The sequence below is a fragment of the Planctomycetota bacterium genome (assembly GCA_016235865.1).
Lineage (GTDB): Bacteria > Planctomycetota > MHYJ01 > JACQXL01 > JACQXL01 > JACRIK01.
Genome location: JACRIK010000035.1, coordinates 1 through 22,201, shown reverse-complemented (window position 1 = coordinate 22,201; position 22,201 = coordinate 1). Strand labels below are relative to the sequence as shown.

Annotated in this window: 19 protein-coding genes and 1 tRNA gene; 11 read left to right on the top strand and 9 right to left on the bottom strand. The window is 51.0% G+C overall.

From position 1 onward, the window contains the following. Window positions 1-148 precede the first annotated feature (148 nt). The 7 genes from HZA49_11020 to tilS form a co-directional block, all read right to left on the bottom strand. Window positions 149-1,354 (bottom strand): ATP-binding protein, encoded by a 1,206-nt coding sequence (locus HZA49_11020; GenBank protein ID MBI5779966.1) that lies wholly within the window; start codon window positions 1,352-1,354, stop codon window positions 149-151. Between the two features lie 115 nt (window positions 1,355-1,469). Then, complete coding sequence (locus HZA49_11015) at window positions 1,470-2,039, bottom strand: GMP synthase subunit A (GenBank protein ID MBI5779965.1); 570 nt, start codon at window positions 2,037-2,039, stop codon at window positions 1,470-1,472. 143 nt (window positions 2,040-2,182) lie between these two features. Further along, window positions 2,183-3,136 (bottom strand): glutamine-hydrolyzing GMP synthase subunit GuaA, encoded by a 954-nt coding sequence (gene guaA / locus HZA49_11010; GenBank protein MBI5779964.1) that lies wholly within the window; start codon window positions 3,134-3,136, stop codon window positions 2,183-2,185. Window positions 3,137-3,363: 227 nt separating this feature from the next. Beyond that, window positions 3,364-3,942 (bottom strand): rubrerythrin family protein, encoded by a 579-nt coding sequence (locus tag HZA49_11005; GenBank protein ID MBI5779963.1) that lies wholly within the window; start codon window positions 3,940-3,942, stop codon window positions 3,364-3,366. Between the two features lie 33 nt (window positions 3,943-3,975). Continuing rightward, window positions 3,976-4,050 (bottom strand) — tRNA-Asn (locus HZA49_11000). 109 nt (window positions 4,051-4,159) lie between these two features. After that, window positions 4,160-5,479, bottom strand: coding sequence for an NADP-dependent malic enzyme (locus tag HZA49_10995; GenBank protein MBI5779962.1), 1,320 nt, complete (start codon window positions 5,477-5,479; stop codon window positions 4,160-4,162). A gap of 148 nt (window positions 5,480-5,627) precedes the next feature. Further along, complete coding sequence (gene tilS, locus HZA49_10990) at window positions 5,628-6,647, bottom strand: tRNA lysidine(34) synthetase TilS (protein ID MBI5779961.1); 1,020 nt, start codon at window positions 6,645-6,647, stop codon at window positions 5,628-5,630. Window positions 6,648-6,718: 71 nt separating this feature from the next. Here tilS and HZA49_10985 point away from each other — a divergent pair, with 71 nt between their 5' ends. From HZA49_10985 to HZA49_10955, 7 genes are all read left to right on the top strand, one after another. Next, window positions 6,719-7,438 carry a polysaccharide biosynthesis/export family protein gene (locus HZA49_10985; protein MBI5779960.1) on the top strand — a complete coding sequence of 240 codons (720 nt, stop codon included), beginning with the start codon at window positions 6,719-6,721 and terminating at the stop codon, window positions 7,436-7,438. A gap of 138 nt (window positions 7,439-7,576) precedes the next feature. After that, window positions 7,577-8,572, top strand: coding sequence for a GTPase ObgE (obgE, locus tag HZA49_10980; GenBank protein MBI5779959.1), 996 nt, complete (start codon window positions 7,577-7,579; stop codon window positions 8,570-8,572). Window positions 8,573-8,729: 157 nt separating this feature from the next. Further along, complete coding sequence (locus HZA49_10975; protein MBI5779958.1) at window positions 8,730-9,341, top strand: PilZ domain-containing protein; 612 nt, start codon at window positions 8,730-8,732, stop codon at window positions 9,339-9,341. Then, window positions 9,338-9,682, top strand: a complete 345-nt coding sequence (gene rnpA, locus HZA49_10970) for a ribonuclease P protein component (protein ID MBI5779957.1) — start codon at window positions 9,338-9,340, stop codon at window positions 9,680-9,682. The genes HZA49_10975 and rnpA overlap by 4 nt, the downstream gene beginning before the upstream one ends. Before the next feature lie 655 nt (window positions 9,683-10,337). Then, window positions 10,338-11,177: a hypothetical protein gene (locus HZA49_10965; protein ID MBI5779956.1), complete on the top strand. Its 840-nt coding sequence runs from the start codon at window positions 10,338-10,340 to the stop codon at window positions 11,175-11,177. 5 nt (window positions 11,178-11,182) lie between these two features. After that, window positions 11,183-11,698, top strand: coding sequence for an SMC-Scp complex subunit ScpB (gene scpB / locus HZA49_10960; GenBank protein ID MBI5779955.1), 516 nt, complete (start codon window positions 11,183-11,185; stop codon window positions 11,696-11,698). A 15-nt stretch (window positions 11,699-11,713) separates the two neighbouring features. Next, the gene (locus HZA49_10955) at window positions 11,714-13,489 is read left to right on the top strand and encodes a SurA N-terminal domain-containing protein (protein MBI5779954.1); all 1,776 of its coding nucleotides are present in this window, start codon (window positions 11,714-11,716) and stop codon (window positions 13,487-13,489) included. A gap of 77 nt (window positions 13,490-13,566) precedes the next feature. Here HZA49_10955 and HZA49_10950 read toward each other — a convergent pair whose 3' ends face one another. Both HZA49_10950 and HZA49_10945 read right to left on the bottom strand, forming a co-directional pair. After that, a complete protein-coding gene (locus HZA49_10950) occupies window positions 13,567-14,211 on the bottom strand; it encodes an MBL fold metallo-hydrolase (protein MBI5779953.1) in 645 nt (214 codons plus the stop codon). A gap of 117 nt (window positions 14,212-14,328) precedes the next feature. After that, entirely contained in the window at window positions 14,329-17,823 is a 3,495-nt protein-coding gene (locus HZA49_10945; protein ID MBI5779952.1) for a DNA polymerase III subunit alpha, read from the bottom strand. Window positions 17,824-18,079: 256 nt separating this feature from the next. On the opposite strand from HZA49_10945, the gene HZA49_10940 reads away from it, so the two are divergent. The 4 genes from HZA49_10940 to HZA49_10925 all read left to right on the top strand — a co-directional run. Then, window positions 18,080-19,738: a DUF1570 domain-containing protein gene (locus HZA49_10940; protein ID MBI5779951.1), complete on the top strand. Its 1,659-nt coding sequence runs from the start codon at window positions 18,080-18,082 to the stop codon at window positions 19,736-19,738. A 264-nt stretch (window positions 19,739-20,002) separates the two neighbouring features. Then, on the top strand, window positions 20,003-20,722 hold the full coding sequence (locus HZA49_10935; protein ID MBI5779950.1) for a zinc ribbon domain-containing protein: 720 nt from the start codon (window positions 20,003-20,005) through the stop codon (window positions 20,720-20,722). A 13-nt stretch (window positions 20,723-20,735) separates the two neighbouring features. Continuing rightward, a complete protein-coding gene (locus tag HZA49_10930) occupies window positions 20,736-20,930 on the top strand; it encodes a hypothetical protein (GenBank protein ID MBI5779949.1) in 195 nt (64 codons plus the stop codon). 509 nt (window positions 20,931-21,439) lie between these two features. Beyond that, a partial coding sequence (locus HZA49_10925) for a hypothetical protein (protein ID MBI5779948.1) occupies window positions 21,440-22,201 on the top strand: 762 nt, incomplete at its 3' end.

The window sequence follows — 22,201 nt, the reverse complement described above, 5'->3', positions numbered from 1 at the left end:
GCCACGATATTGACCCCGCACATAACCTTTATTATTTATCTGTCAATAGTGGTATCTAATAAATTGTATTGTTCAATCTTATAACATTTATACAAATATTATGTGCGGGGTTGACGAAGTTCCTATATATTTCTTCGCCGGGTGATGGTTATTGTTTAATTATTTTCTCTATATTCAAGAAGTCGGCGAAGGGCAACGCCTCGACCTTTTGGCCAACCATTATTCTCTGGCGGGACAGGTTCACTAAATATGCCCGGTTTATTTTATCACCGAAGAGTTTGCAGAACGAGAACAAGCCCTTGGCCATATTGGCATTGATGTTGGCGCTGGTTTTTACCTCCACCGGTATTATCCGTCCCTGGTTTTCTATGACGAAATCGACTTCTTCACCGTAAGAGGTGCGCCACCAGTAAATCAGCGGGATTCGGCCTTGGTTATGGAAGTATTTTATGGTTTCCCCCAGCACCAGTGTTTCAAATAACTGGCCGGATAACGGCCCTTTGAATATCTGGTCTGTTGAGGTTATCCCGGTCAGGTAACATAAAAGCCCGGTATCCAGGAAATATATTTTCGGGCTTTTTATGATGCGCTTGCCTTTGTTCAGGTAAAACGGTTTGAGCAGGAAAATCTGGCCGCTGGCTTCCAGCACGGAAATCCAGGCCTTGATGGTGTTGACAGCCAGGCCCAGGTCGCGCGAGAGGTTGGAAAGATTAAGCGCCTGGCCGTTCTGGACCGCCAGTAACTGGAGAAACCTCTGGAAATCACCCATATCGCCGACCTGGCGCAGTTGCCGGACATCCCGTTCCAGATAGGTCTGGAGATACCCGGAGAACCACAGGTTAAGGTTTACTTTCCTGTCCAGCGCCGCGTCCGGGAACCCGCCGGATAGGATTTTGGCTTTAAGGCCTTCCAGCCCGAGCGGTTTAAGAGGCCTGATTTGCTCCCGGAGCGAGAAAGGCAATAAGGTGAAAACCGCGGTCCGGCCGGCCAGTGATTCGCTGACCCTGGCCATCAGCGGGAAAATCTGAGAGCCGGTCAGGACAAACTGCCCGCGCTTGCGCCGGTCATTGTCAATCATTATCTTAATGTGCGGGAAAATACCGGGCGCGTATTGTATCTCGTCAATGATAACCGGCGGCGGATAGTTCTGGAAAAACAAGTCCGGCTCGTTCATCGCCATGGCTCTGGTGCCCGGATGGTCCAGGGAAACATACCGGTAGCCGTGCGCCAGGAGATGTTTAAGCAGGGTGGTTTTACCGGACTGCCTGGGGCCGGTTAATATCAGGGCCGGGAATTGCGCCAGGGCGTCCTTTAAGACGCCTTCCATCTCGCGCCGGACGTAAGATTCGGGCATAAATCACCCTCCTTGTAACTTTGCATTTCAAATGCAAATATACAAATATGATATTATTTGTCAAGTAAAATAGCGGAATTCCGTAAATTCTCGTGGATACCCGTCTGCTATAAGATTATCGCATCCCGGCCACGATATTAACGAAGTTTTGGTATATAGCTTCGCCATTTTCCGTGTTGTTCACTTCGGGATGGAATTGGACGCCGTAGTGCGGTTTGGTGTGGTGCTTGATGGCCTGGATTTTGCAGTTGTCCGATTCAGCCAGGACCGTGAATCCCGGCGCTGACTTGACCTCGTCGTTGTGCGACTGCCAGACATTGAATTCCTTAGGCAGTCCTTTGAACAGGTCATCTGGTTCTAAGATGCGTATCTTGGAGAGTCCGAATTCAGGCATTTCAGAAGCGCCGGCATTGCCGCCATAATATGAAGCCATTAACTGGTGTCCGACGCAGACGCCTAAGATAGGGCCCTTGAATTCCTTGAAGTAAGTAGTGCATTCGCCTAATTTGAGCGATTCCCAGGCAATTCGGGCCGCGCCGCCGCTCAGGACTAATCCATCGGCATCAATATCCTTCAGCAGGGTGGTATTGAGGATGATTTTGGTGTCGCAGTCCAGTTCGCGCAAGACCCGCCAGATGCGATGGGTCCATTGCCCGCCGTTGTCAACTACATAAATCTTAGGCATGATATATAATGTTACATGAAGTTACAGTAGGGTTACATGATGTTACAGGAAGTTGCACAGTCTTAAGTAACCTCTTGTAACGTTTTTGTAACGTCTTGTAACCGTTTGCTTGCATTGAGCGAAGCGAACGTGTAACCTCTTTTCTACTCGTATTCAATAGTCCCCGGTGGTTTATGGGTGATATCAAAGACCACCCGGCTGACGCTGTCTTTTAAGGTATTAGTAATGCGCACCGAGATTTTCTCCAGGACCGGATGCGGTATCTTGGAGTATGTGGCGCTCATGCCGTCCATGCTCTCGACCGCCCGGACCACTACCACATAGCCATAGGCCCGGACATCGCCGTGCACGCCGACTGCCTTGACCGGCAACAGCACCGCGAAATACTGCCAGGGAATGACCATGAGTTTGGTCTTAGCCGCGGCCTCAAGTTCCTCTTCCACGATGGCGCAGGCCTCGCGGACAATCGCGGCCTTGGCGGCATCAGTCGGTCCGATAATCCGAACGGCCAGTCCCGGGCCCGGGAAGGGCTGGCGTTCATAGACCGCGGTGGGCAGTTCCAGTGCCTGACCGACCAGACGCACCTCGTCCTTGTATAAATCGCGCAGGGGTTCGACTATCTCAAAGGCAATCTTGGCTGGCAGTCCGCCGACATTGTGGTGCGATTTGATATTGTCCCTCAATCCGCCGCCGGATTCTATCCAGTCCGGGGCAATCGTGCCCTGGATAAAGTATTTGGCGCCTTGTTTCAGGGCGATTTCCTCGAATACCCGGATAAAGAGTTCGCCGATGACCTTGCGCTTCTGCTCCGGGTCAGCCACGTCCTTGAGGCCGGCGTAGAACCGGTCCGAGGCGTCGGCCACCATGACATTCAGTCCCAGGTCTTTGAGCATCTGCTCATTGAACTTGACCTCGTTCTTGCGCATATAGCCGGTATCAACCAGTACGCACAGGAGTTGCTTGCCGATGGCCTTATGGACGATGATGGCCGCTGTGGTGGAATCCACTCCGCCCGAGATGCCAATCACGGCCGTGCCCTTGATTTTATTCTGCAGCTCGGCTATCTTTTCGGTGATAAACTTGTCTGGTTTAAACATAATAAATTCCCAAATTCTAACACGAATCTCACGAATACGGCGAATCACACGAATAATATTCGTGTTTTATATTTCTTTAAAGGGGTATGTTATCTTTTGTCTGCCGACACGTCAATTATCTCTGGATATAATTATCGGTGTTTATCCGTGTGTATCTGTGGTTAATCCCTGCGTCCCTGTGGGACTACGGGATAAGGAGCAGATAACTCGCTGTGCTCGAACTGCTCCTAATAATTCTCGCCTAGGACCTCAAAATACGCCTGAGGATGCTTGCAGGCCGGGCATTCCTTGGGAGCTTCTTTGCCTTCGCTGACATACCCGCAGTTACGGCAGTGCCACTTGACCGGCACGGGCTTCTTAAAGGTCTCTTTGTTCTGCAGGATATTTATCAGTTTGCGGTATCGGGCCTCGTGGAACTTTTCCACTTTGGCAATCTGCTCGAATATCCGGGTGATTTCCGGGAATCCCTCGGTCTGGGCGGTCTGGGCAAAGTCGGAATAGATGCGGGTCCATTCCATATTCTCGCCGTCTGCCGCGGCCTCCAGGTTTGCCGCAGTGTCTTTTATCTGTCCGGCCGGATATGAGGCAGTGATTTCCACGTCTCCGCCTTCCAGTTGCTTGAAGAACATCTTGGCGTGTTCTTTCTCGTTCTCAGCCGTGTCCAGTAATATGGCGGAAATCTGCTCGAATCCCTCTTTCTTAGCAACGCTGGCAAAATAGGTGTAGCGGTTCCGGGCCTGGGACTCTCCGGCAAAAGAGGCCAGCAGATTCTTTTCGGTCTTGGTGCCTTTAAGTGACTTGCTCATTGTTTTACCTTTCTTGGTAATGAATGGAGAGGGTGGCTCCCCGCGTAGGACTCGAACCTACAACCAACCGGTTAACAGCCGGCTACTCTACCATTGAGCTAGCGGGGATTATATTCTAAACAACGGATTTAACGGATTAATCGGACAAATCAGTTTAATCCTGTTGAAGAGAGGAGTTATTCTTTAATAAAATAACCCGTATTGTCAATAATTTTATTTATTTCTCTTTAGGCAGCGGAATAATCTTTTCCTTCATCATCATCTTGGTTATCTTGATGGACCGCTGAATCATTTTGGTGGCATTGTCACGCAGTTGGTCCGCGGTCAGGATTAATTTAGCCACGCCTTGTTCAATGGCTTTCATGCCGACAGCCACGGCTTCTTCGGGATAGACCCGCCAGTCGCTCATGGTCGGAATCAGGTGTTCCTTGGACAATCCTTTTTTCTCGGCATAGCCGGCCAGGGCCTCGGCTGAGGCAATGCACATCTCGTCGGTGATGGTCCGGGCCCGGACATCCAGCGCGCCCCGGAAGATAGCCGGGAATCCCAGCGAGTTGTTGACCTGATTGGGGAAATCAGAGCGTCCGGTGGCCACGATATCAGCCCCGGCTTCCTTGGCCTCCCAGGGCCAGATTTCCGGTACCGGATTGGCGCAGACAAAGACGATGGGCTTGGGCGCCATCAGTTTAATCCATTCCTTCTTAATCGTATCAGGTCCGGGTTGCGATAGCGCCAGCAGGACCTCGGCGCCTTTCATGGCCTCCGGAATATTGCCTTTGACGTTATTGGCATTGCTCTTGAGGCACATCTCCCACTTTTCCGGATGGCCGGTGGCCAGGTCCTGGCGGTCCCGGTGCAGGGTGCCTTTGGTATCGACCATGATGATATTCTTAGGATTAACCCCGGCCTTGATAATCATCCGGGAGATGCAGATATTGGCCGCGCCGGCGCCGACCATGGCTATCTTGACCTCGGATAGTTTTTTGCCCTGGATTTTTACCGCATTAATTAGTCCGGCCAATGTTACGGCCGCGGTGCCTTGCTGGTCGTCGTGCCAGACCGGGATGGGCATTTCCTTGCGCAGGGTGTCAAGAATCCTGAAGCATTTGGGCTGGGCGATGTCTTCCAGGTTGATGCCGCCGAAACAGGGTTCCAATAGTTTGACGGTTCGGATGAATTCGTCCGGGTCTTTGGTATTCAGGCAGATGGGGAATGCGTCCACGCCGCCCAGGTATTTAAACAGCATGCCTTTGCCTTCCATGACCGGGATGGCCGCGTGCGGTCCGATGTCGCCCAGGCCCAGGACGCGGGTGCCGTCCGTAATGACCGCCACGGTATTCCATTTATTGGTGTGTTCAAATACCTTTTCCGGGTTGGCCTGGATGTCCTTGCAGGGCGCGGCCACGCCGGGCGTGTACCAGATGGCGAAATCATCATAGTCGCGGATACAGCTTTTCGGGACTATCTCTATTTTGCCTCTGTAGAATGGATGCATGGACATTGCGTCTGCGGATGGTTGCTTGGCCTTGTTTAGCATTTTCTGGATGGCCTCCGGGGTCGGGGCGCCGGCCGGTTTAGATTTTACCGATGGTCTTTTGGTCGGGGATGATGTCTTTGCCATAGGTGTCTTCCTTTCTATGTAGCCACTAATCTGTCTCTGTCAGCCAATTATTATATGGAATAAATCAATTTTGTCTATTATTAAAACGCTTAATTATGAGTTTGCCGGACTTGGTCCGGGCGATAATGTTGTCCGGCAGGTGGACCTCGGCGCCGGGCTTGGGGGAATTAATCAGTTTTAGCAGGGTCTGGTAGTGGTTGTATGTCAATGCCTTTGTTCCTTCGATATTTTCAAGTATCTTGGTCAGCATTTCTGTCTGGATTATTGGGTGTTCCTTTTTGAGCATCTTGAGAGCCAGTGAACCCTGCTTGCGGGGCATCTTGGCCTTAGTGGTTTTGTCCAGATAGTCATAATGCGCTGAGGCGGTTTCTGATAGCTGGACCAGGTGCCGGCAGATGGCCGGGTTATACTTCTTTAAGAGTGGCAATAATTCGTGCCGGATGCGGTTGCGGAGTATCTTTTTATCCTGATTGGTATGGTCAATGCAATAGGGGAGTTTCTGGGCCTTGAGATACGCAAGAACCTCCTGCTTGGATGTAAAGGCCAATGGCCGGACCAGATGGAATCTGGAGCCGGCAAACAGTTCCCGTTTCGGCCTGATACTGCGCAGGCCTTTTAGGCCGGTGCCCCGGATAATCCGGAACAGAACCGTCTCGGCGTTGTCATCAAGATTATGGCCGACCGCAACGGAGATTATCTGTTTGCGGCGGCCTTTGGCTATTTTTATAGCCAGTTCCGTAAAGAAGCGGTAGCGTTCATAACGGGCGGTTTCTTCCAGTGATTGCTTGTATCTCTTGCTCAGTTGGATGATATTACGGCGGTTGACGTGGATGGATAGTCCTAAATCAGCCGCCATCCTTCGGGCGAATCTTTCGTCCCGGTCGGATTTCCGGCCCCGCATCTGGTGATTGAGGTGGGCGATAACCAGGCGCCAGCCCGTCTTGAAATGGATGTTTATCTGGTGGAGGATATGGGCAAGGGTAACGGAGTCCGGGCCGCCGGACAGGCCGATAATGATGGTTTGCCCGGGCCGGAATAATCCGTATTCCCTGATGGTGTTATAGACGCGATGGATAAGTTCCATATTGTGATTTCGGTATATTTACACGCTTAAAATGACGATACTATAATAAATACCGCTTAGAGTAAAGAATTATGAAATATACACTGGGATTACTATTATTGGCCGGGTTATTTATTGTGGGCTGTGGAGGCGGTCCTAATGTCTATCCACCGACCATCAGACCATCGGCGCTCGACCCGGAACAGCTCAAACCCGTTGATTACAAGGTAATCGTCGGCGATAAACTGGAGATATTTGTCTGGCAGCATACCGACCTGACCCGTGATATCATTGTCCGGCCGGACGGAAAACTTTCGTTTCCCTTAATCGGCGACATAGAAGCCCAGGGCCGGACCCTGACCGAGATTGACGACGAGGTGACCAAGAAACTGACCGAATACGTGGTGGCGCCACAGGTCTCGGTCACGGTCAAGGAGTTTGCCGGAGAGAAAGTAATTATCCTGGGGGAAGTGGGCAAACCCGGCGTCTATAAATTCTTCGGCAAGGCGTCTTTTCTGGATATGATTGCCGAGGCCGGAGGCCTGACCAAGGATGCCAGCAAAGGTAATGCCCTGGTTATCAGGGGCGAATTAAAAGAGGGGGCTGAAAAATCAGAGGTAATCCTTTTAGATGTAAATGAGATTCTTAACGGCAACCTGCGCCATAATATTGTGGTCTACCCGCGCGACATCATCTATGTCTCGGCCAAGCCGATTGCCGACGTGGCGCGGTATCTCAGGGACTATGTCTCGCCGGTATTGGGTAATCTCATAAATGCCAAGATACTCAACGACGCCATACAGAAGAAATAAACCCAGCCCATTTTATTAATCCTGAGTTCAGCTCCGCGTGGTTATTATATGGAAATAACTTATTTATGGTTTAATACTTTGGATAAATGGGCTGGGTAAACCTTGACCAAACCCATAAATCATCATACTATACGCACAATGTTTAAAGACGAGGCTGTAATATATGTAAAAGCCGGCGACGGCGGGGACGGCTGTGTCAGTTTCCGCCGGGAGAAATTCATTACCAAGGGCGGGCCGGACGGCGGCAACGGCGGCAAGGGCGGCGATGTCATCATCAGGGCCAGCCATCACTACAATACCCTCAATCATCTGATTCACCAGACCAGGTTCGTGGCCAAAGGCGGGCAGCCGGGCGCAGGCAACAGGTGCTTCGGAAAAAGCGCGGCTGATTTGGTTATCAATGTTCCGACCGGCACGATTATCAGGAATAAAACGGATAATAGTATTATCAAAGACCTCAAGGACAATGATGATTTTGTGATTATCGCCAGGGGCGGCAAGGGGGGGAGGGGCAACAGCACCTTTGCCACGCCGATTAACCAGACCCCGCTCAAGTATGAAAAGGGCGTGCCCGGAGAAGAACACCATCTTTACCTGGAACTCAAGCTTATTGCCGACGTGGGTCTGGTCGGGCTGCCCAATGCCGGCAAGTCCACCCTGATTAATGTGGTTTCCGATGCCCATCCCAAGATTGCGGATTACCCGTTTACCACCCTGGAACCCTGTCTGGGCGTGGTTAAGGGCTTTGAATACAAGTCGTTTGTAATGGCGGACCTGCCGGGCCTGATTGCCGGGGCGCATAAGGGCCGGGGACTGGGCGATAAATTCCTCAAGCATATAGAACGCACCCGGATAATTCTGCACCTGGTTGATTTCAGCACTGCGGAACCTATTCCAACGGTATATCGGGGGATTCGCAGGGAACTGGTGCTTTACAGCAAGACCCTGGCGAAGAAGCCGGAGATTATCGTGGCTACCAAGATGGACCTGCCCCAGGCCATGGAGAATATGAAGAAATACAAATCCAAACTACCCAAATCCATCGTTCCGATTTCAGCCGTGACCCATTCCGGATTGGATAAACTCCTGCAGGCCATTTGGAGGAAACTAAATACCGGCAAAAGAGAGCCATAATAGTATATTTTTCTTGATGTTTGAGTGCGGGAATATATAATGGGGCTGTAAATAAGAGATTACTCCTGTTACGCTGGAGTGTCTTTGGTGTAAAATGGATGCCCCGCCATGCGGCGGGGTCTAATCCCGCCACGGCGGGATAAGAAAGGTTTAATTTATGGCTAATGAACACAGAAAAGATACCCGGATACCCATCAAGGGCGCGATGGTCCAATATAAGGAATCAGGCGGCGGTTTGTTCGCCATCTTTAAGGGCTCGTCAGACCAGTATCCCATCCTCAACATCAGTATGCGCGGGATGAGATTCCTGACGGCCGATACCCTGGTCAAGGATGATAAACTCACCTTTACCGTGGGTATTCCGATGCTGGGCGGCGAGCCGCTCCGGGCGGACGGACGGGTGGCCTGGGTCAGGCCTTCACCCCGTTACGACGGCAATAATATCGTCGGCATCCAGTTCACCGCAATGACCAAGGAATCAATCGGCCGCTTAAAGAACCTGGTGGCCTTCCTGGGCAATAAGATTAAGGTCAAGCAGACCGTCAAGGTCCTGTTCTCCGAGCAGCAGCGCCAGCAGCCGACCCTGTGGCAGATTGCCCGCGATTATAATATTACGGTCAATATCCTGGAGGGTTCGCTGACCGATACCTCAACCTGGTTCGTCCTGGAGATAGAGGGCGAGAAGGCCGAGGTCAAGAATATGCTGGAATACCTCAAGGACGGCGGCGCCCGGGTGGTCGGCGTAACTGGTAACTACTCGAAGAAATGAGTTTCGGATTATCCAGAAAAGAGCGCATTACCAACGCCGGGGAATTCGAACACGTCTATAAAAACGGCGCGATTAGCAAGTCCGGATGCCTGATTATCCGGGCCCGGCCGAATAACCTGGAATATTCCCGCTTGGGTATTGCAGCCAGCAAGAAATCATTTCCCAGCGCTGTCATGCGCAACCGAATCAAACGCCTGGTCCGGGAGGCCTTCCGGCTGAACAAGCACCAGTTGCCCAAAGGGCTGGACCTGATTGTCGGAGTCCGGCCCAAAGGTCCCAAACCATTTAAATTGCAGGAGATCCAGGACGGATTGATAGGGGCATTGGGCCCGAAGTCCTGACCCCCCAATAGGGTATTATTCTACGCCAAAGATTTGACAGGTTATTCGGTTATGGTATAATCCAAAATTCTCATATTTACCTTATCAAAAGACAGGGTAAAAAGGAGATGGCGTTATGACCAAGATAATTTGTATTTATGGTCGGGAGATCCTGGATTCCCGGGGTAATCCGACCGTGGAAGCGGATGTGCTTTTGAATAACGGGGTTTTAGGCCGGGCAGCCGCGCCTTCCGGGGCTTCTACCGGCGAGCATGAGGCGCTGGAATTACGGGACGGAGAGACCAAGCGGTATTTAGGCAAGGGTGTCCGGACGGCCGTGGGCAATATAAACAATCTTATTGGGCCGGCGCTTAAAGGCAAGCCGCTGGCTAAGCAGGAACTGATTGATAAAACCATGATTGACCTGGACGGCACGCCGAATAAGAGCCGGCTGGGCGCCAATGCCATGGTAGCTGTGTCCATGGCTTACGCCCGCGCCTGTGCCAACGCCCGAAATGTCCCGCTTTATTATCACTTGGGCGGAACCAAGGCCCAGACCCTGCCTATTCCTTTTATGAATATCATCAACGGCGGGGCGCACGCCGATAACAACCTGGATATCCAGGAATTTATGATTGTGCCGTTGGGAGCGGATAAATTCTCCGAATCGCTGAGAATGGGCGTGGAGGTGTTCCATAACCTCAAGAAGGTTCTTAAGGGTATGGGTTCATCCACCGGGGTGGGTGATGAAGGCGGATTCGCGCCCAATCTTAAGGCCAACGAACTCCGCAGAGACCGCGCCAGCGAACCCGAAGGGAAACGGAGCACGCCAAAGGCGGCGCACGGAAAACCCAAAGGGACTTCGACCTCGGGCGGGACAGGCGCGCATAGCGAACAGGCATTTGAAGTGATTCTCAAGGCCATCGAAAAGGCCGGTTACCAGCCGGGCCGGGACGTGGCCCTGGCCATTGATGTGGCGGCCAGCGAGTTCTACGAGGATAATAAATACGTATTCAAGAAGTCCTCTAAAAAAGCATATTCATCCGGGCAGATGGTTGACCTGTATAAGAAATGGGTGGAAAAATATCCGCTAATTTCCATTGAAGACGGAATGGCCCAGGATGACTGGGAGGGCTGGGCGCTCCTGACCAAGACGCTGGGTAAGAAAATCCAGATTGTCGGGGATGATATCTTTGTCACCAACCCGGCGCGCTTAAAACAGGGCATAGAAAATGGCGTGGCTAACTCCATCCTGATTAAAGTAAACCAGATCGGGACCCTGACCGAGACGCTGGAGGCCATCGCGCTGGCCAAGAAGCATAAATATACCACCATGATTTCCCACCGGTCCGGCGAGACCGAGGATACCTTTATTGCCGACCTGGCCGTGGCGGTCAATGCCGGGATGATTAAGACCGGCTCGGCCTCACGCACCGACCGGGTGGCTAAGTATAACCAGTTACTGAGAATAGAATCGCTCCTGGGCAAGAAGGCGCGGCTGGGCACCCGGCGCTAAATAGTATGGATAATCTTAAGTTCGTTGTCGAAGCATTATTATTCGCCTCTGAGAAACCGCTGGCCTTCAGCCGCATCAAGGATGTGATCGGCGACGGCGTTTCCCCGGGCGATGTCAAGAAGTGCGTGGACGAACTGAACTCCGCCTATAAATCCAACGGGCATTCCTTTGCCATAAGCGAAGTGGCCGGCGGATACCAACTGCGGACCCTGCCGGAATACCACCCGCACTTAAAGAAATTATACGAACGCCGCAATGAAGGCATCCTGTCCAATGCGGCGCTGGAGACGCTTTCCATCATCGCCTATAAGCAGCCGATAACCAGAGCGGAGATTGATTCCATCCGGGGCGTGGATTCCAGCGCCATTGTTCGGGGTCTGATGGAAAAGAAACTCATCCGCATCACCGGCCGGGCCGAGGTCCTGGGCCGGCCGCTGCTTTACGGCACCAGTAATAATTTCCTGGAGTTATTGGGACTGTCATCCATAAAGGATTTACCGAAGATAGAAGAGGTTAAATAAAAGGAAGGATTAACTATGCTGATTAAATTCCAGAAATACGAGAAGAAGATTATGTTCGGGTTGGTGATTTTTACCGCCCTGGCATTCGGCATCACCAGCCAGATGCTGTCCATTTTTAGCGGAGGTAATCAGGAGAATATGGCTGGGGAGATAATGGGCCGCAAGGTCAGCAAGGAGCAGTTCCAGAGCCGCCGCAACCAGTGCGCGATATGGGTTCAGTGCTGGCTGACTCATTATGAGAGATATAGTTATAAAATTCTCTCTTTTATACCGCCTTTTGACATGGTCGACGCGGAATTATACAACAAGAAAAAAGATGAATACTTTGATGAACTTACATGGGTGGTCCTGATGCTCGATGCTCAGGCGGATAAAGCCGGTATTCAGGTCAGCCCCAATGAGATCGTGGATTATATAAAAAACCGCCTGTTTATATTCAGTCCCAGAGAAAGTGAAAATAGTCCGGGAGTGTTTTCCAAAGAGCGCTACCAGTGGATTCTGAGTCAATGGCGTATTTCTGAGGTGTCATTTGAAGAAACGGCTGCTGAATTTATCAAGATACAAAAATACCGCGATTTGGTTGAGGATGCGATTGTGCCGAACACCAAAGAGGTTTACGATGAATTCCTGTCCCGGAATGAGGATGTCAAAATTGCCTGGCTGGCGTTTGACGGGAATAATTATCTGGGAAAGACTAAAGTAAATGACGAGGATGAGCTGGTTGAGTATTTTCAGGGGCATTCTGCCGAATATGAGGTGCCCCAGAAGGTTCAGATTGAGTATATTATGGCGGATGTCAGGAAATTTAAGGATGGGCTGCCACAGCCGAACGATGAAGCATTGCAGAATTATTATAATAAAAACCGGGAAAAGGAATACAAAAGCAAGGCGTTTCCAGAAGTTCGCGATGAGATAAATAATAAATTATTGGATAATGTAGCCAAAGAACAGGCGCTGGAGCGGATTAGCAAGGCGGAGGAAAGAATCACGCTTCTGGAACTCCAGGGGAAAGAGGTCAGTCTTAATGAGACAGCCCGGAAATTTAATCTTGATTATCAGCTGACCGGTTTTGTTGCCCTTGATAATATTGATGAGCTGGAAAAAGAACTGGGCGCTTCATCGCTTTTTCAGAGGCAAATAGCCACCTTTCAGGAGGGTGAACTGAGCCGGGCCATTTCCACGGACAAGGGAAATTTCATATTCCGGCTCCTGAAAAAACAGGGGACTTATATTCCGAAATTAACCGACCAGATAAAAGAAAAGGTCACTCGTGATTTCCTTAGATACAAAGCCAACGAGGCGGCTAAGGCCGCGGCTCATAAACTGGTCCAGAACATCTCTGATAAGGTTAACGATGAGATTAAGGGCAAGGAAAACGACGAACTGGCCTATGAGTCAAGGAGAAAATGGTTTGACGCATTTACCAAGGAAGACATGGTTAAAGTCAAGGTGGCCAGAACCGCCTTTTTCCAGAAGGATGACAAGCTGGCCCTGCTTAAAGACGCAGGCAGTGATTTTAAGGACGCCATATTCAAGATGAAAAGAGGCAAAATTGATGTGGTTAGCGACGGGGATGTTTATTATGTGGCGCAGATTTTAGACAGGCGTGTTCCCTCGGCTGGTACTTACGATGCGGAAAAAGAGAGAATCCTGAAAAGTATTAGCAGCAAGAAGAAGGACGAATTCAACAAGAAATGGCTTGATGAGATGAAAAAGCAGACTAACTGGAAAAAATACACCGATAAAAAAGCCAAGCCGGTTCAGGATGCGCCTGTCCCGCTGGATTATTAAATTGGTGCTAGCTTAGCATCTGTTCTCCGAATGGATGGTGGGTAAGAGCTAGTAAGACGCGATGCTCTTAACTGGCTCTAAAGGAACGGATTGGAATGCTTCTCATCGCCGACCGTAGTTGACGGCCCGTGTCCGGGATAGACCACCGTATCATCCGGTAGGGCGAAAACCTTTTCCCTGATGTTGTTGACCAATTCGGCCAGCGACCCGCCCGGAAAATCAGTCCGCCCGATGCTTCCGGCAAACAGGGCATCACCACTGAACAGCAGGGGCGCCCCGGTGCGCGGCTGATAGAATAACCCGATACCGCCTTTGGTATGGCCGGGCAGATGAATCACCTTAAAACCGGATGCTTTTTTATCTTCTAATGCTAGCGTGTCTCCTTCGTTCAGGAGTTTGTCCGGCTCCGGCGACGAGAATTCAAAACCCAGTTCCGTGGCCAGATTGGACTTCGATTCCCCTAACATCCGCGCATCGGCCGGATGGATGCAAATCTGCAGTTTCGGAAATGTCTTCTTCAATTGCGGATTGCCCAGGATATGATCCACGTGGCCGTGGGTATTGACCAGGTAAACCGGCTCCAAGTCGTGCTGTTTGATAAATCTGACCATCTCGGCCGGGTCGCCGCCTGCATCAATTATCAGCGCATTATTGCCATCGTTATTATAAGCCACATAACAGGAGGTCTGAATCGGCCCGAGAATAAAGGTCTTAACTTGCATAATTAAATACTTTTTCGCAAATCCTTAGTTGTCACTCTGAACTTGGTTCAGGATCTCACAACGGAGATGCTGAAACGAGTAGAGATTTTATCTTCAGTATTCAGCATGACACGGGTTCTAATCTATACTGAATTTAATCACATCCTGCCCCAATAATTCAATCACATCCTCCCGGAACCTGGGCGAGATGGAAACGGAATAATTATTGGATGCCTTAGTCATGGCGATATCGTTCTCCGTGGTTTTCATGCGCAATATCACCTGGCAATTGCCCGGATGGGCCAGCAGGATATCTCTTAAGCCATAAATAACATCGTCATCCAGCCCGGTCAAGGAAATATCAATCACCACGAAATTAGGCATCAGGTCATAGGCGTTTTCAATGGCCGCCGCTTCTTTGACCTTGATAATCGGTTCGCCTTTGCGGGAATCAAATTTGCCCTTGAGGCAGATAATCTTGTTCTCCTGAATCAGATGGCGGTAGGTTTGGAGTTCCTGCGAATAGATGACCGCGTCAACCACGCCCGAGAGGTCTCTCAATTTGAAGAAAACCATTTTCTGGCCGTCTTTCTGTCCTTTGGCTATCTTGGTCTGGAGTTGCGAGATAATCCCGCAGAGTTTGACCTCTTCTATGGGCGGGGTTTTGGTAAGCAAATGGCTGATAGTCAGCGACGATAATTCCTGGAGCATGTTCGCATATTTCACCAGCGGATGGCCGCTGACGTAGAATCCCAGGCTTTCCTTCTCATAACGCAGGATTTCCTCTTCCGGCAGTTCCGGCTCGTCCGGTAAAGGCGGATACTGGTATGAGGCATCTTTGTTATTGGCCTGCAGGAGATTCATCTGCCCTTGGCGCCGGTCCAGCTGGTGCTGGTTGGTGATGCTAATAACCTGCTCCATCCCCTTGAGCAATCGGTTGCGGTTGGTTTTTTTCTCTGATGGTATTTTCAGTAGTTCGTCCATGGCCCCGCATTTAATCAGGGCTTCAATGACTGATTTATCCACGTGCCGCAGGTCAACCCGCTCGCAGAAGTCATAGATGTGCTTGAAAGGGCCGGCCTTGGTCCGTGTTTCGACAATGAAGCCGACGGCCTTGGCGCCCACGTTCTTGACCGCGCTCAGGCCGAAAATAATATCATTGCCCTGAACCGTGAAATCCGAAAAACTCCGGTTGATGTCCGGCGGAATCACCTTGATATCCAGCCGCTTGCATTCTTCAAGATATTCCAGGAGCTTGTCCGTATCGTCCTTGTTATAGGTCATGACCGCGGCCAGGAATTCCACCGGGTAATTGGCCTTGAGATAAGCGGTTCGGTAAGAAGTCATGGCATAGGCCGTGGAATGCGACTTGTTGAATCCGTAGCCGCCGAAATACTCCATCATCTCGAATATCTTCTCGGCCGTGGTCTTGGAGATGGTATTCTTGACTGCGCCGCTGACGAATTTATCGCGGTATTCCTGCATAATCGCGGGAATCTTTTTGCCCATGGCCTTGCGCAGGTCGTCGCTTTCGGACGGCGTGAATCCGCCGATGCGGTTGGCAATCCTCATCACCTGTTCCTGGTACAGGATGATGCCGTTGGTCTCCTTCAGCAGCGGCTCGAGCGACTTGTCCACGTAACCTATCTCGGACGGATGGTGCCGGGTGCGGATATAGTTATCCACCAGTCCGCTCTGCAGCGGGCCGGGCCGGTAGAGCGCCAGGATGGCAATGATGTCCTCGAACTTGGTCGGCTTGAGTTTCTGCAGGATGTCACGCATGCCGGCCGATTCCAGCTGGAACACGCCCTTGGTTTCTGACTGGGCCAGCAGCTCGTAGGTCTTCTTGTCATCCGTGGGCAGGGAATTGATGTTTATTTTTACGGCCAGGTTCTGTTCCACCAGTTCCAGGCACCGGTCAATGATATCCAGCGTCACAATTCCCAGCAGGTCGACCTTCAAGAGGCCGATGGCCTGTAAGGATTCCATGGTGTATTGGGTGGTTTCCACACCGCCTGAGGAATAGAGCGGCACGTAATTATCCAGCGGCTTGTCGGCAATGACCACGCCGGCTGCGTGGGTTGACGCGTGCCGGGACAGTCCTTCCAGCCGCATGGAAATATCAAACAACTCCTTGATGCGCTTCTGCTTCTCGGCCGCTTCTTTCAGCTCCGCATCGGCCTTGATGGATTCCTTGAGCGACATGAAGTTACCCAGTTTCTTGGCAATCCGGTCCACCTCGAACAGCGGGATATCCATGACCCGGCCGACGTCGCGCACCGCGGCCCGGGCCTTCATGGTTCCGAAAGTAATTATCTGGGAGACATTTTCCCGGCCGTATTTATCCTTGACGTAATTTATCACGCTCTCCCGGCCGGCCTGACTGAAATCAATATCGATATCCGGCGGGTCATACCGTCCCGGATTCAGGAACCGCTCGAAGAGCAGGTCGTATTTCAGCGGGTCAATATCGGTGATGCCCAGGACATAGGCCAGCAGACTCCCGGCTGACGAACCCCGGCCCGGGCCGATGGACACCTTATGCTCCTTGCCGAACCGGACGAAATCCCAGACCACCAGGAAATAATCTATCAGCCCTTTCTTCTCAATGATGTTCAGTTCTTCCCTGAGCCGGTGAATCACCGGCAGTTTGGCATCAGCCGTATCTATGTTGATTGCGCCCAGGGCCGGATAGCGCATTTGGATTCCCTTAGCGCACAATTCTTTGATATAATTGATACTGGTCTTGTTATCCGGCGGCTTAAAGCTGGGCATATGCTTATCCTTCAGGTTGAGATAGAGATTGCACTTGCCGGCAATGGCCACGGTATTCTTGATGGATTCGGGTATCTCGGAAAAGAGCTGCTTCATCTCCTCGACGGACTTAAAATAGAACTCATCGGTGGAAAAGCGCATCCGGGTCGGATCGGTTATCTTCTTGTTGGTCGAGATGCACAGCAGGATATCGTGAGCCGGCCGGTCTTCCCGGCGCAGGTAATGGATGTCGTTGGTGGCCACCAGCGGTATGCCGGTCTTCTGGTTGATTTCCATCAGCCCGTTGATGGCCTTGAGCTGTTCGGAGATGCGATGCTGTTGGACCTCCAGGTAAAAATCTTCGCCAAAGATATCCTTGTATTGCATGGCCGCCTTGAGCGCCGACTCGGCCTTGTCCTCCAGCACCAGGTGGTTAATCTCGGAATGCAGGCAGCCGCTTAAGGCAATCAGCCCGTTCTTATATTGGGCCAGGATTTCCTTGTCAATCCTGGGCTTGCGGTAGAACCCTTCCAGATAGGCGCTGGAGGCCAGCTTAATCAGGTTATGGTAACCGGCGTCGTTCTTGGCCAGCAGGGTGAGATGGTAGGCCGACTCGGTGGTATTACCGGTTATTTTCTTATCCTTGCGTGAGCCCGGGGCGACATAGGCCTCATAGCCCACGATGGGATTGAGGCCGTTTTTGAGGGCGGTCTGGTAGAACTCAATGGCGCCGAAGAGATTCCCGTGGTCGGTCAGGGCCAGGGCCGGCATGCCCTGGCGTTTGGCCTCGTCAATCAGGGTATCCACCGTGCAGGCGCCGTCCAGCAGGCTGTAGTGGCTGTGCGTATGTAGATGGACAAATTCGCTCTTCGTGGTCATAGAAAATGAATATACCTGACGCGCGGGTTTAAGTAAAGAAATTTAAGCCCTTCATCCTTCTCCGAATGAGTTCGTATGACTCTTCGGAGTCCATCGGACAGGGCAAACTCAACGAATCTATAATTCTTATTTTAATAGACATTCCGGTTGGTGTTTTTTATATTACAGACACTTCAAGAGTAGCAGCATTGTTGATAAGAACTTTCTCCAGAATAATATTAATGCGGGTTTAGGATTAAAACAAAAGGTCGGCAATATGCGATATTTCGGTTATGTTATTATTGCCCTTCTGGCCATCCTGTCCGGCCGCGTCCATGCCGCGCCCCAGGACGATACCAAACCCTGGGCCGACTGTAAAACCAAGGTGTCAGAGGAAATAGCCGGTTATCGCTACGCCGAGGCCGTCACGTTGCTCGAGGATTTCCTCAGGACCGGAAAGAACGAAAAAAGCCAAAGGGAGGCCAACGAATACCTGGAAGATCTCAAGGGTGAGCAGGCCGTGTTCCAGAAGCTGATAAACAGTTTCAAGGGCGACGATGCCAGGTCAGTCGAGTTTTCTTTAGGCAAGCGTAAGGTGACTATCACCAAGGCCGACGCTATTGGGCTGGAAGGCAAGTCCGAAGGCGGCGACTATAATAAAAAATGGCCTGATATCTCTACCGCATTCGTATTCGATTTATTCCCAGGCGACCTGGAAGGTCTGGAGCGTTTCTATCTGGGCGTCTGGTGCTATAACCACTATCTTTCAGCCGAGGGCGACAAGACTCTGATTGCCTGGCTCGAGGCCAACCCCGAGGAAAAACCTCGCCTGGACCGGTTCCTGTGCCGTTATAAAAACATATCCCTGCCGGCCGGCGGATTTACCGAGTGCAAAGGCCGGTTGGTGCTGTCCGAAGACAAACCTCACCTGGAAAAGGGCCTGATTAAATACAAAGGTAAGTGGCTGACCTTTGAAGAAGTGATGAAGGCCCGGGGCCTGATAAAATTCATGGACAGCTGGGTGACGCTGGCTGAAAAGTCCAAACTGGAGCAGGAAATCAAGGCGCTGGAGCAGGTCCGAAAGAAATTCGCGCCCAAGGGAGTGATTGACAAGCCCGGCGCGGATTCGGAACCGCTGGCCTGGGCCAAGGCCCGGACCAAAAAGACCGACCATTACCTGGTCAAGACCAACCTTTCAGCCGACGCTCTGGAGGATATCTGTTTCCTGATGGAATGCTTGGACTACAAGGCCCAGCAGATATTCAAGCTCACTCTCAAGACTGCGCCCTTCAACATCAATTACTACCGGACCAAGGAAGAATACGTTGCCAACGGCGGGCCCGGTGACGCGGGCGGCTGTTATGGCGTTGACGAATTCGGCCCCCAGATAAAGGGCTATTACGACCCGCCGGACAATGTCATGGTTCTGATGCACGAAGGAACACACCGGTTTGTCCACCTGGCCTGCGGCTCTTACAGCGCGGAGACGCCCATCTGGATCAGCGAGGGTCTGGCCACCTATTTCGAATGCAGCAAATACGACGGCGCCGTCCTGCGCACCAATCTGGTCAACAACGCCCGGCTGGGCAACATCAAGCAACTCATTTCCGGGAAAAAGGCCCAGCGCCTCGAGGACTTCATCAACATCAAGCAGGAAGAATTTGAACTGGACCAGTATGCCCAGGCCTGGAGCCTGGTCTATTTCTTCATCAACTACAACGACGGCCAGTATGCCAAGCTGTTCGACACCTATTTCGGGTCGATAAAGAAAAAGGGCCTGAACGCCATGGCCGACAACAAGACCCACCTTAAGATGTTCGAGGAGGCCTTCAAGGTCAAATGCGAGGTGCTGGAAAAGCAGTGGGTTGATTACATAATGAAACTGGAGCCGGCGCCGGAACCGGAGGAAGAAACCCCGCCGGAGGAGAAGGAATAAGGAACAAGAAAACCGCAGACGCAGCGGCAGCGCGGTCGATTAACATGGATTAATTAATCCCCTCTAAAAAGCGGAGTCGCAATGGAGTCCCGATTATTTCGGGGAGGGGTTGGGGTGTGTTTTACTCCCCCTTATGAAAGGGGGGGGGCAGGGGGTTGTTCCCGGGATTGAATGCTTCGTGTCTCTTAGATGCTGTTAGAATCCGAAGGAACCGTGTCTGACATGGTGTCCCAGTAATTAAAATAATAAAAAAGGAGGTGCGGTATGGCGCTGATAAAATGCACTGGATGCGGGCAGGAAATACCCGATACGGCAACGGCCTGTTTGAAATGCGGAGCTCCGGTCAAACCCCTTTCATTAACAGAGGCTGGAACCAAAGGTCAATCCCTATACGACAAGAGGATATACCTGGCCGCGTTGCTCTCTTTCGTTTTGGTTGCTCTCAGCGTGGTGGGTTTAGTAATAGTGGTTATAAGCACTATCGCTCAAGTTTCAAAAGCGGGGGAAATCACGCCATTTGCGGTAACCGACATTGATATTATAGGCATGATTGTAAACAGCCTTAATTATATCGTCGGAATGCTGGTGATTATCTTTGGCTGGCTTAGGATCGGGCGACTGACCAAATTGGGTTTCCTGACCGTAATGTCTTATATTGGCATAGTTACCTGTGTTCTTCTTATTCCGGCAGAGTTGCTCAGATTGCTGGCCGACCCGAACGTGGAATTAATCCGGGGATTAGGCATAGCGTTTATTATGGGGATACAGATGCTGATATTCGGCATCAGCGTCCTGCCCCTAAAACGGTGGTTTGGGGGGATAGCCACCGCCGTCGCAATAGTCAATATTGCCACCGGAGCCTGTTTTATAACCGTTATCTGTTCGCCCATCGGGTTTATCGGACTGATTGTCATGACCGTGGTGGAAATAATCCTGCTCTTTAAGGCGTCAAAGAAACTGGCCGTCACGGGGGAGAAGGAATAAGGATAATTAAAGAATGCTTGTGAAACTGGCCAAATACATTGAGCCCGCCATTCTGGCGCTGATTTTTATCGTCTGCATCCTGGAACTGATTAAGGTCAGAAGCAGCGCTGAGATTGGGAAGGAACAGGAGCGGAAATACCATATCCTCTGGATGATACTGCCGTTTGTCCTGCTGGTCATGATTATTCTGAAGTTGGTATTGTTTTAGGCTATGCAGATGGGGCAGAATTTTAACAACGGGCCCTGTCCCGACAGGTGTCGGGACTGGTCAGCCCAGCATTTATCCGGTGGCTAAAGCGCACCGGGTACTTGAACCGATTATTATGTCCCCTCTAAAAAGAGGGGTAGGGGTGTGTGATTTACTCTGTGCCTCTGCGGTAAAAGGGTAATCCGGGCCGGCGCAGCGGCGACGGAGTCCCGCAACTCATTGCGGGAGCCGGGGGCGGGGGAGGTAAACCCTTCACACCTATGCATAGGTGTGAGGGTTCAGGGGTGTGTGTTTTTATATCCCCCCTTAATAAAGGGGGTTGGGGGTTGTTGGATGGGCCATTGGTAGAAAACCCAGAATAAATCAGAAAAGATAGAAAACACTTGACAGCTCTCGATTAAAGAATATAATAACCGCCAATTAAATTAAATTAGTTATTAATTTGATTCTGCATTCATTGATTGAGCATCCGTTAGATTATTAGCCGCAGAATCTGAAAGGTTCAATCTATGACAAAGCGCATTTCAGGTTCGTCCCTCTTAATACAAGCCGGGTTAGTTTTATCGCTGCTATTTTTATCCGCTTCGGGTCTTTATGCCCAAGCGCCTAATTTTACCGCGGTGGCGTTGGATGAATTCGGCCAGGTGACCGACACCTTGCGGGCAAACCAGGACGATATAGTTTATGTGGAACTCCAGGGCGATGTGTTACCCGGTTATTACTGGGGCGCGATAAAAGTAACGACCGAAGATGCTGATATTATATCCATAGAAGAAAGTTATGACCGTTGGTATAACGGTATAAGTTTATGGTGGAGCTCTGCCTCAGCCAACCCATTATATGGGGGCGCAGGCAACCTGTATTACTATAAACATGGTCATTCAACTGATAACGATACCTATAAGTCTTACGGCTCATCCTGGGCGGTGGCTTGGGAAGCCGATGGGGAATATTATGGCTATCCACAAGGCCCGGCCGGGAGTCTGGTTACCGGAACCGTTACTTCAGAAGCCAGATTCTATTACAGCGGATATTTAGGCAACCACTCCAAGGAAAGGCCTGGTATCAGATTAGGGCTCAAGATAAAGAATCCCAATGGCGTTACGCTTACTATCTATAACCACGACCTGTATGAACTTAACTGGAGCCCTGAGAAATTTACGGTATGGGATGTTGCCGCCTTACCTGTTACAGCTCGTGTAAATCATCAGTCAACGCATCAGGAGGGCGAGAATGTCTGGATACAGATATCAGGCCCGAAAAGCGCATTT

Bases quoted from the DNA above. Each gene is read 5' to 3' on its own strand.
- HZA49_11020 (MBI5779966.1), bottom strand. From the start codon at position 1,354: ATGCCCGAATCTTACGTCCGGCGCGAGATGGAAGGCGTCTTAAAGGAC.
- HZA49_11015 (MBI5779965.1), bottom strand. From the start codon at position 2,039: ATGCCTAAGATTTATGTAGTTGACAACGGCGGGCAATGGACCCATCGC.
- guaA (MBI5779964.1), bottom strand. From the start codon at position 3,136: ATGTTTAAACCAGACAAGTTTATCACCGAAAAGATAGCCGAGCTGCAG.
- HZA49_11005 (MBI5779963.1), bottom strand. From the start codon at position 3,942: ATGAGCAAGTCACTTAAAGGCACCAAGACCGAAAAGAATCTGCTGGCC.
- HZA49_10995 (MBI5779962.1), bottom strand. From the start codon at position 5,479: ATGCTAAACAAGGCCAAGCAACCATCCGCAGACGCAATGTCCATGCAT.
- tilS (MBI5779961.1), bottom strand. From the start codon at position 6,647: ATGGAACTTATCCATCGCGTCTATAACACCATCAGGGAATACGGATTA.
- HZA49_10985 (MBI5779960.1), top strand. From the start codon at position 6,719: ATGAAATATACACTGGGATTACTATTATTGGCCGGGTTATTTATTGTG.
- obgE (MBI5779959.1), top strand. From the start codon at position 7,577: ATGTTTAAAGACGAGGCTGTAATATATGTAAAAGCCGGCGACGGCGGG.
- HZA49_10975 (MBI5779958.1), top strand. From the start codon at position 8,730: ATGGCTAATGAACACAGAAAAGATACCCGGATACCCATCAAGGGCGCG.
- rnpA (MBI5779957.1), top strand. From the start codon at position 9,338: ATGAGTTTCGGATTATCCAGAAAAGAGCGCATTACCAACGCCGGGGAA.
- HZA49_10965 (MBI5779956.1), top strand. From the start codon at position 10,338: ATGGGCGTGGAGGTGTTCCATAACCTCAAGAAGGTTCTTAAGGGTATG.
- scpB (MBI5779955.1), top strand. From the start codon at position 11,183: ATGGATAATCTTAAGTTCGTTGTCGAAGCATTATTATTCGCCTCTGAG.
- HZA49_10955 (MBI5779954.1), top strand. From the start codon at position 11,714: ATGCTGATTAAATTCCAGAAATACGAGAAGAAGATTATGTTCGGGTTG.
- HZA49_10950 (MBI5779953.1), bottom strand. From the start codon at position 14,211: ATGCAAGTTAAGACCTTTATTCTCGGGCCGATTCAGACCTCCTGTTAT.
- HZA49_10945 (MBI5779952.1), bottom strand. From the start codon at position 17,823: ATGACCACGAAGAGCGAATTTGTCCATCTACATACGCACAGCCACTAC.
- HZA49_10940 (MBI5779951.1), top strand. From the start codon at position 18,080: ATGCGATATTTCGGTTATGTTATTATTGCCCTTCTGGCCATCCTGTCC.
- HZA49_10935 (MBI5779950.1), top strand. From the start codon at position 20,003: ATGGCGCTGATAAAATGCACTGGATGCGGGCAGGAAATACCCGATACG.
- HZA49_10930 (MBI5779949.1), top strand. From the start codon at position 20,736: ATGCTTGTGAAACTGGCCAAATACATTGAGCCCGCCATTCTGGCGCTG.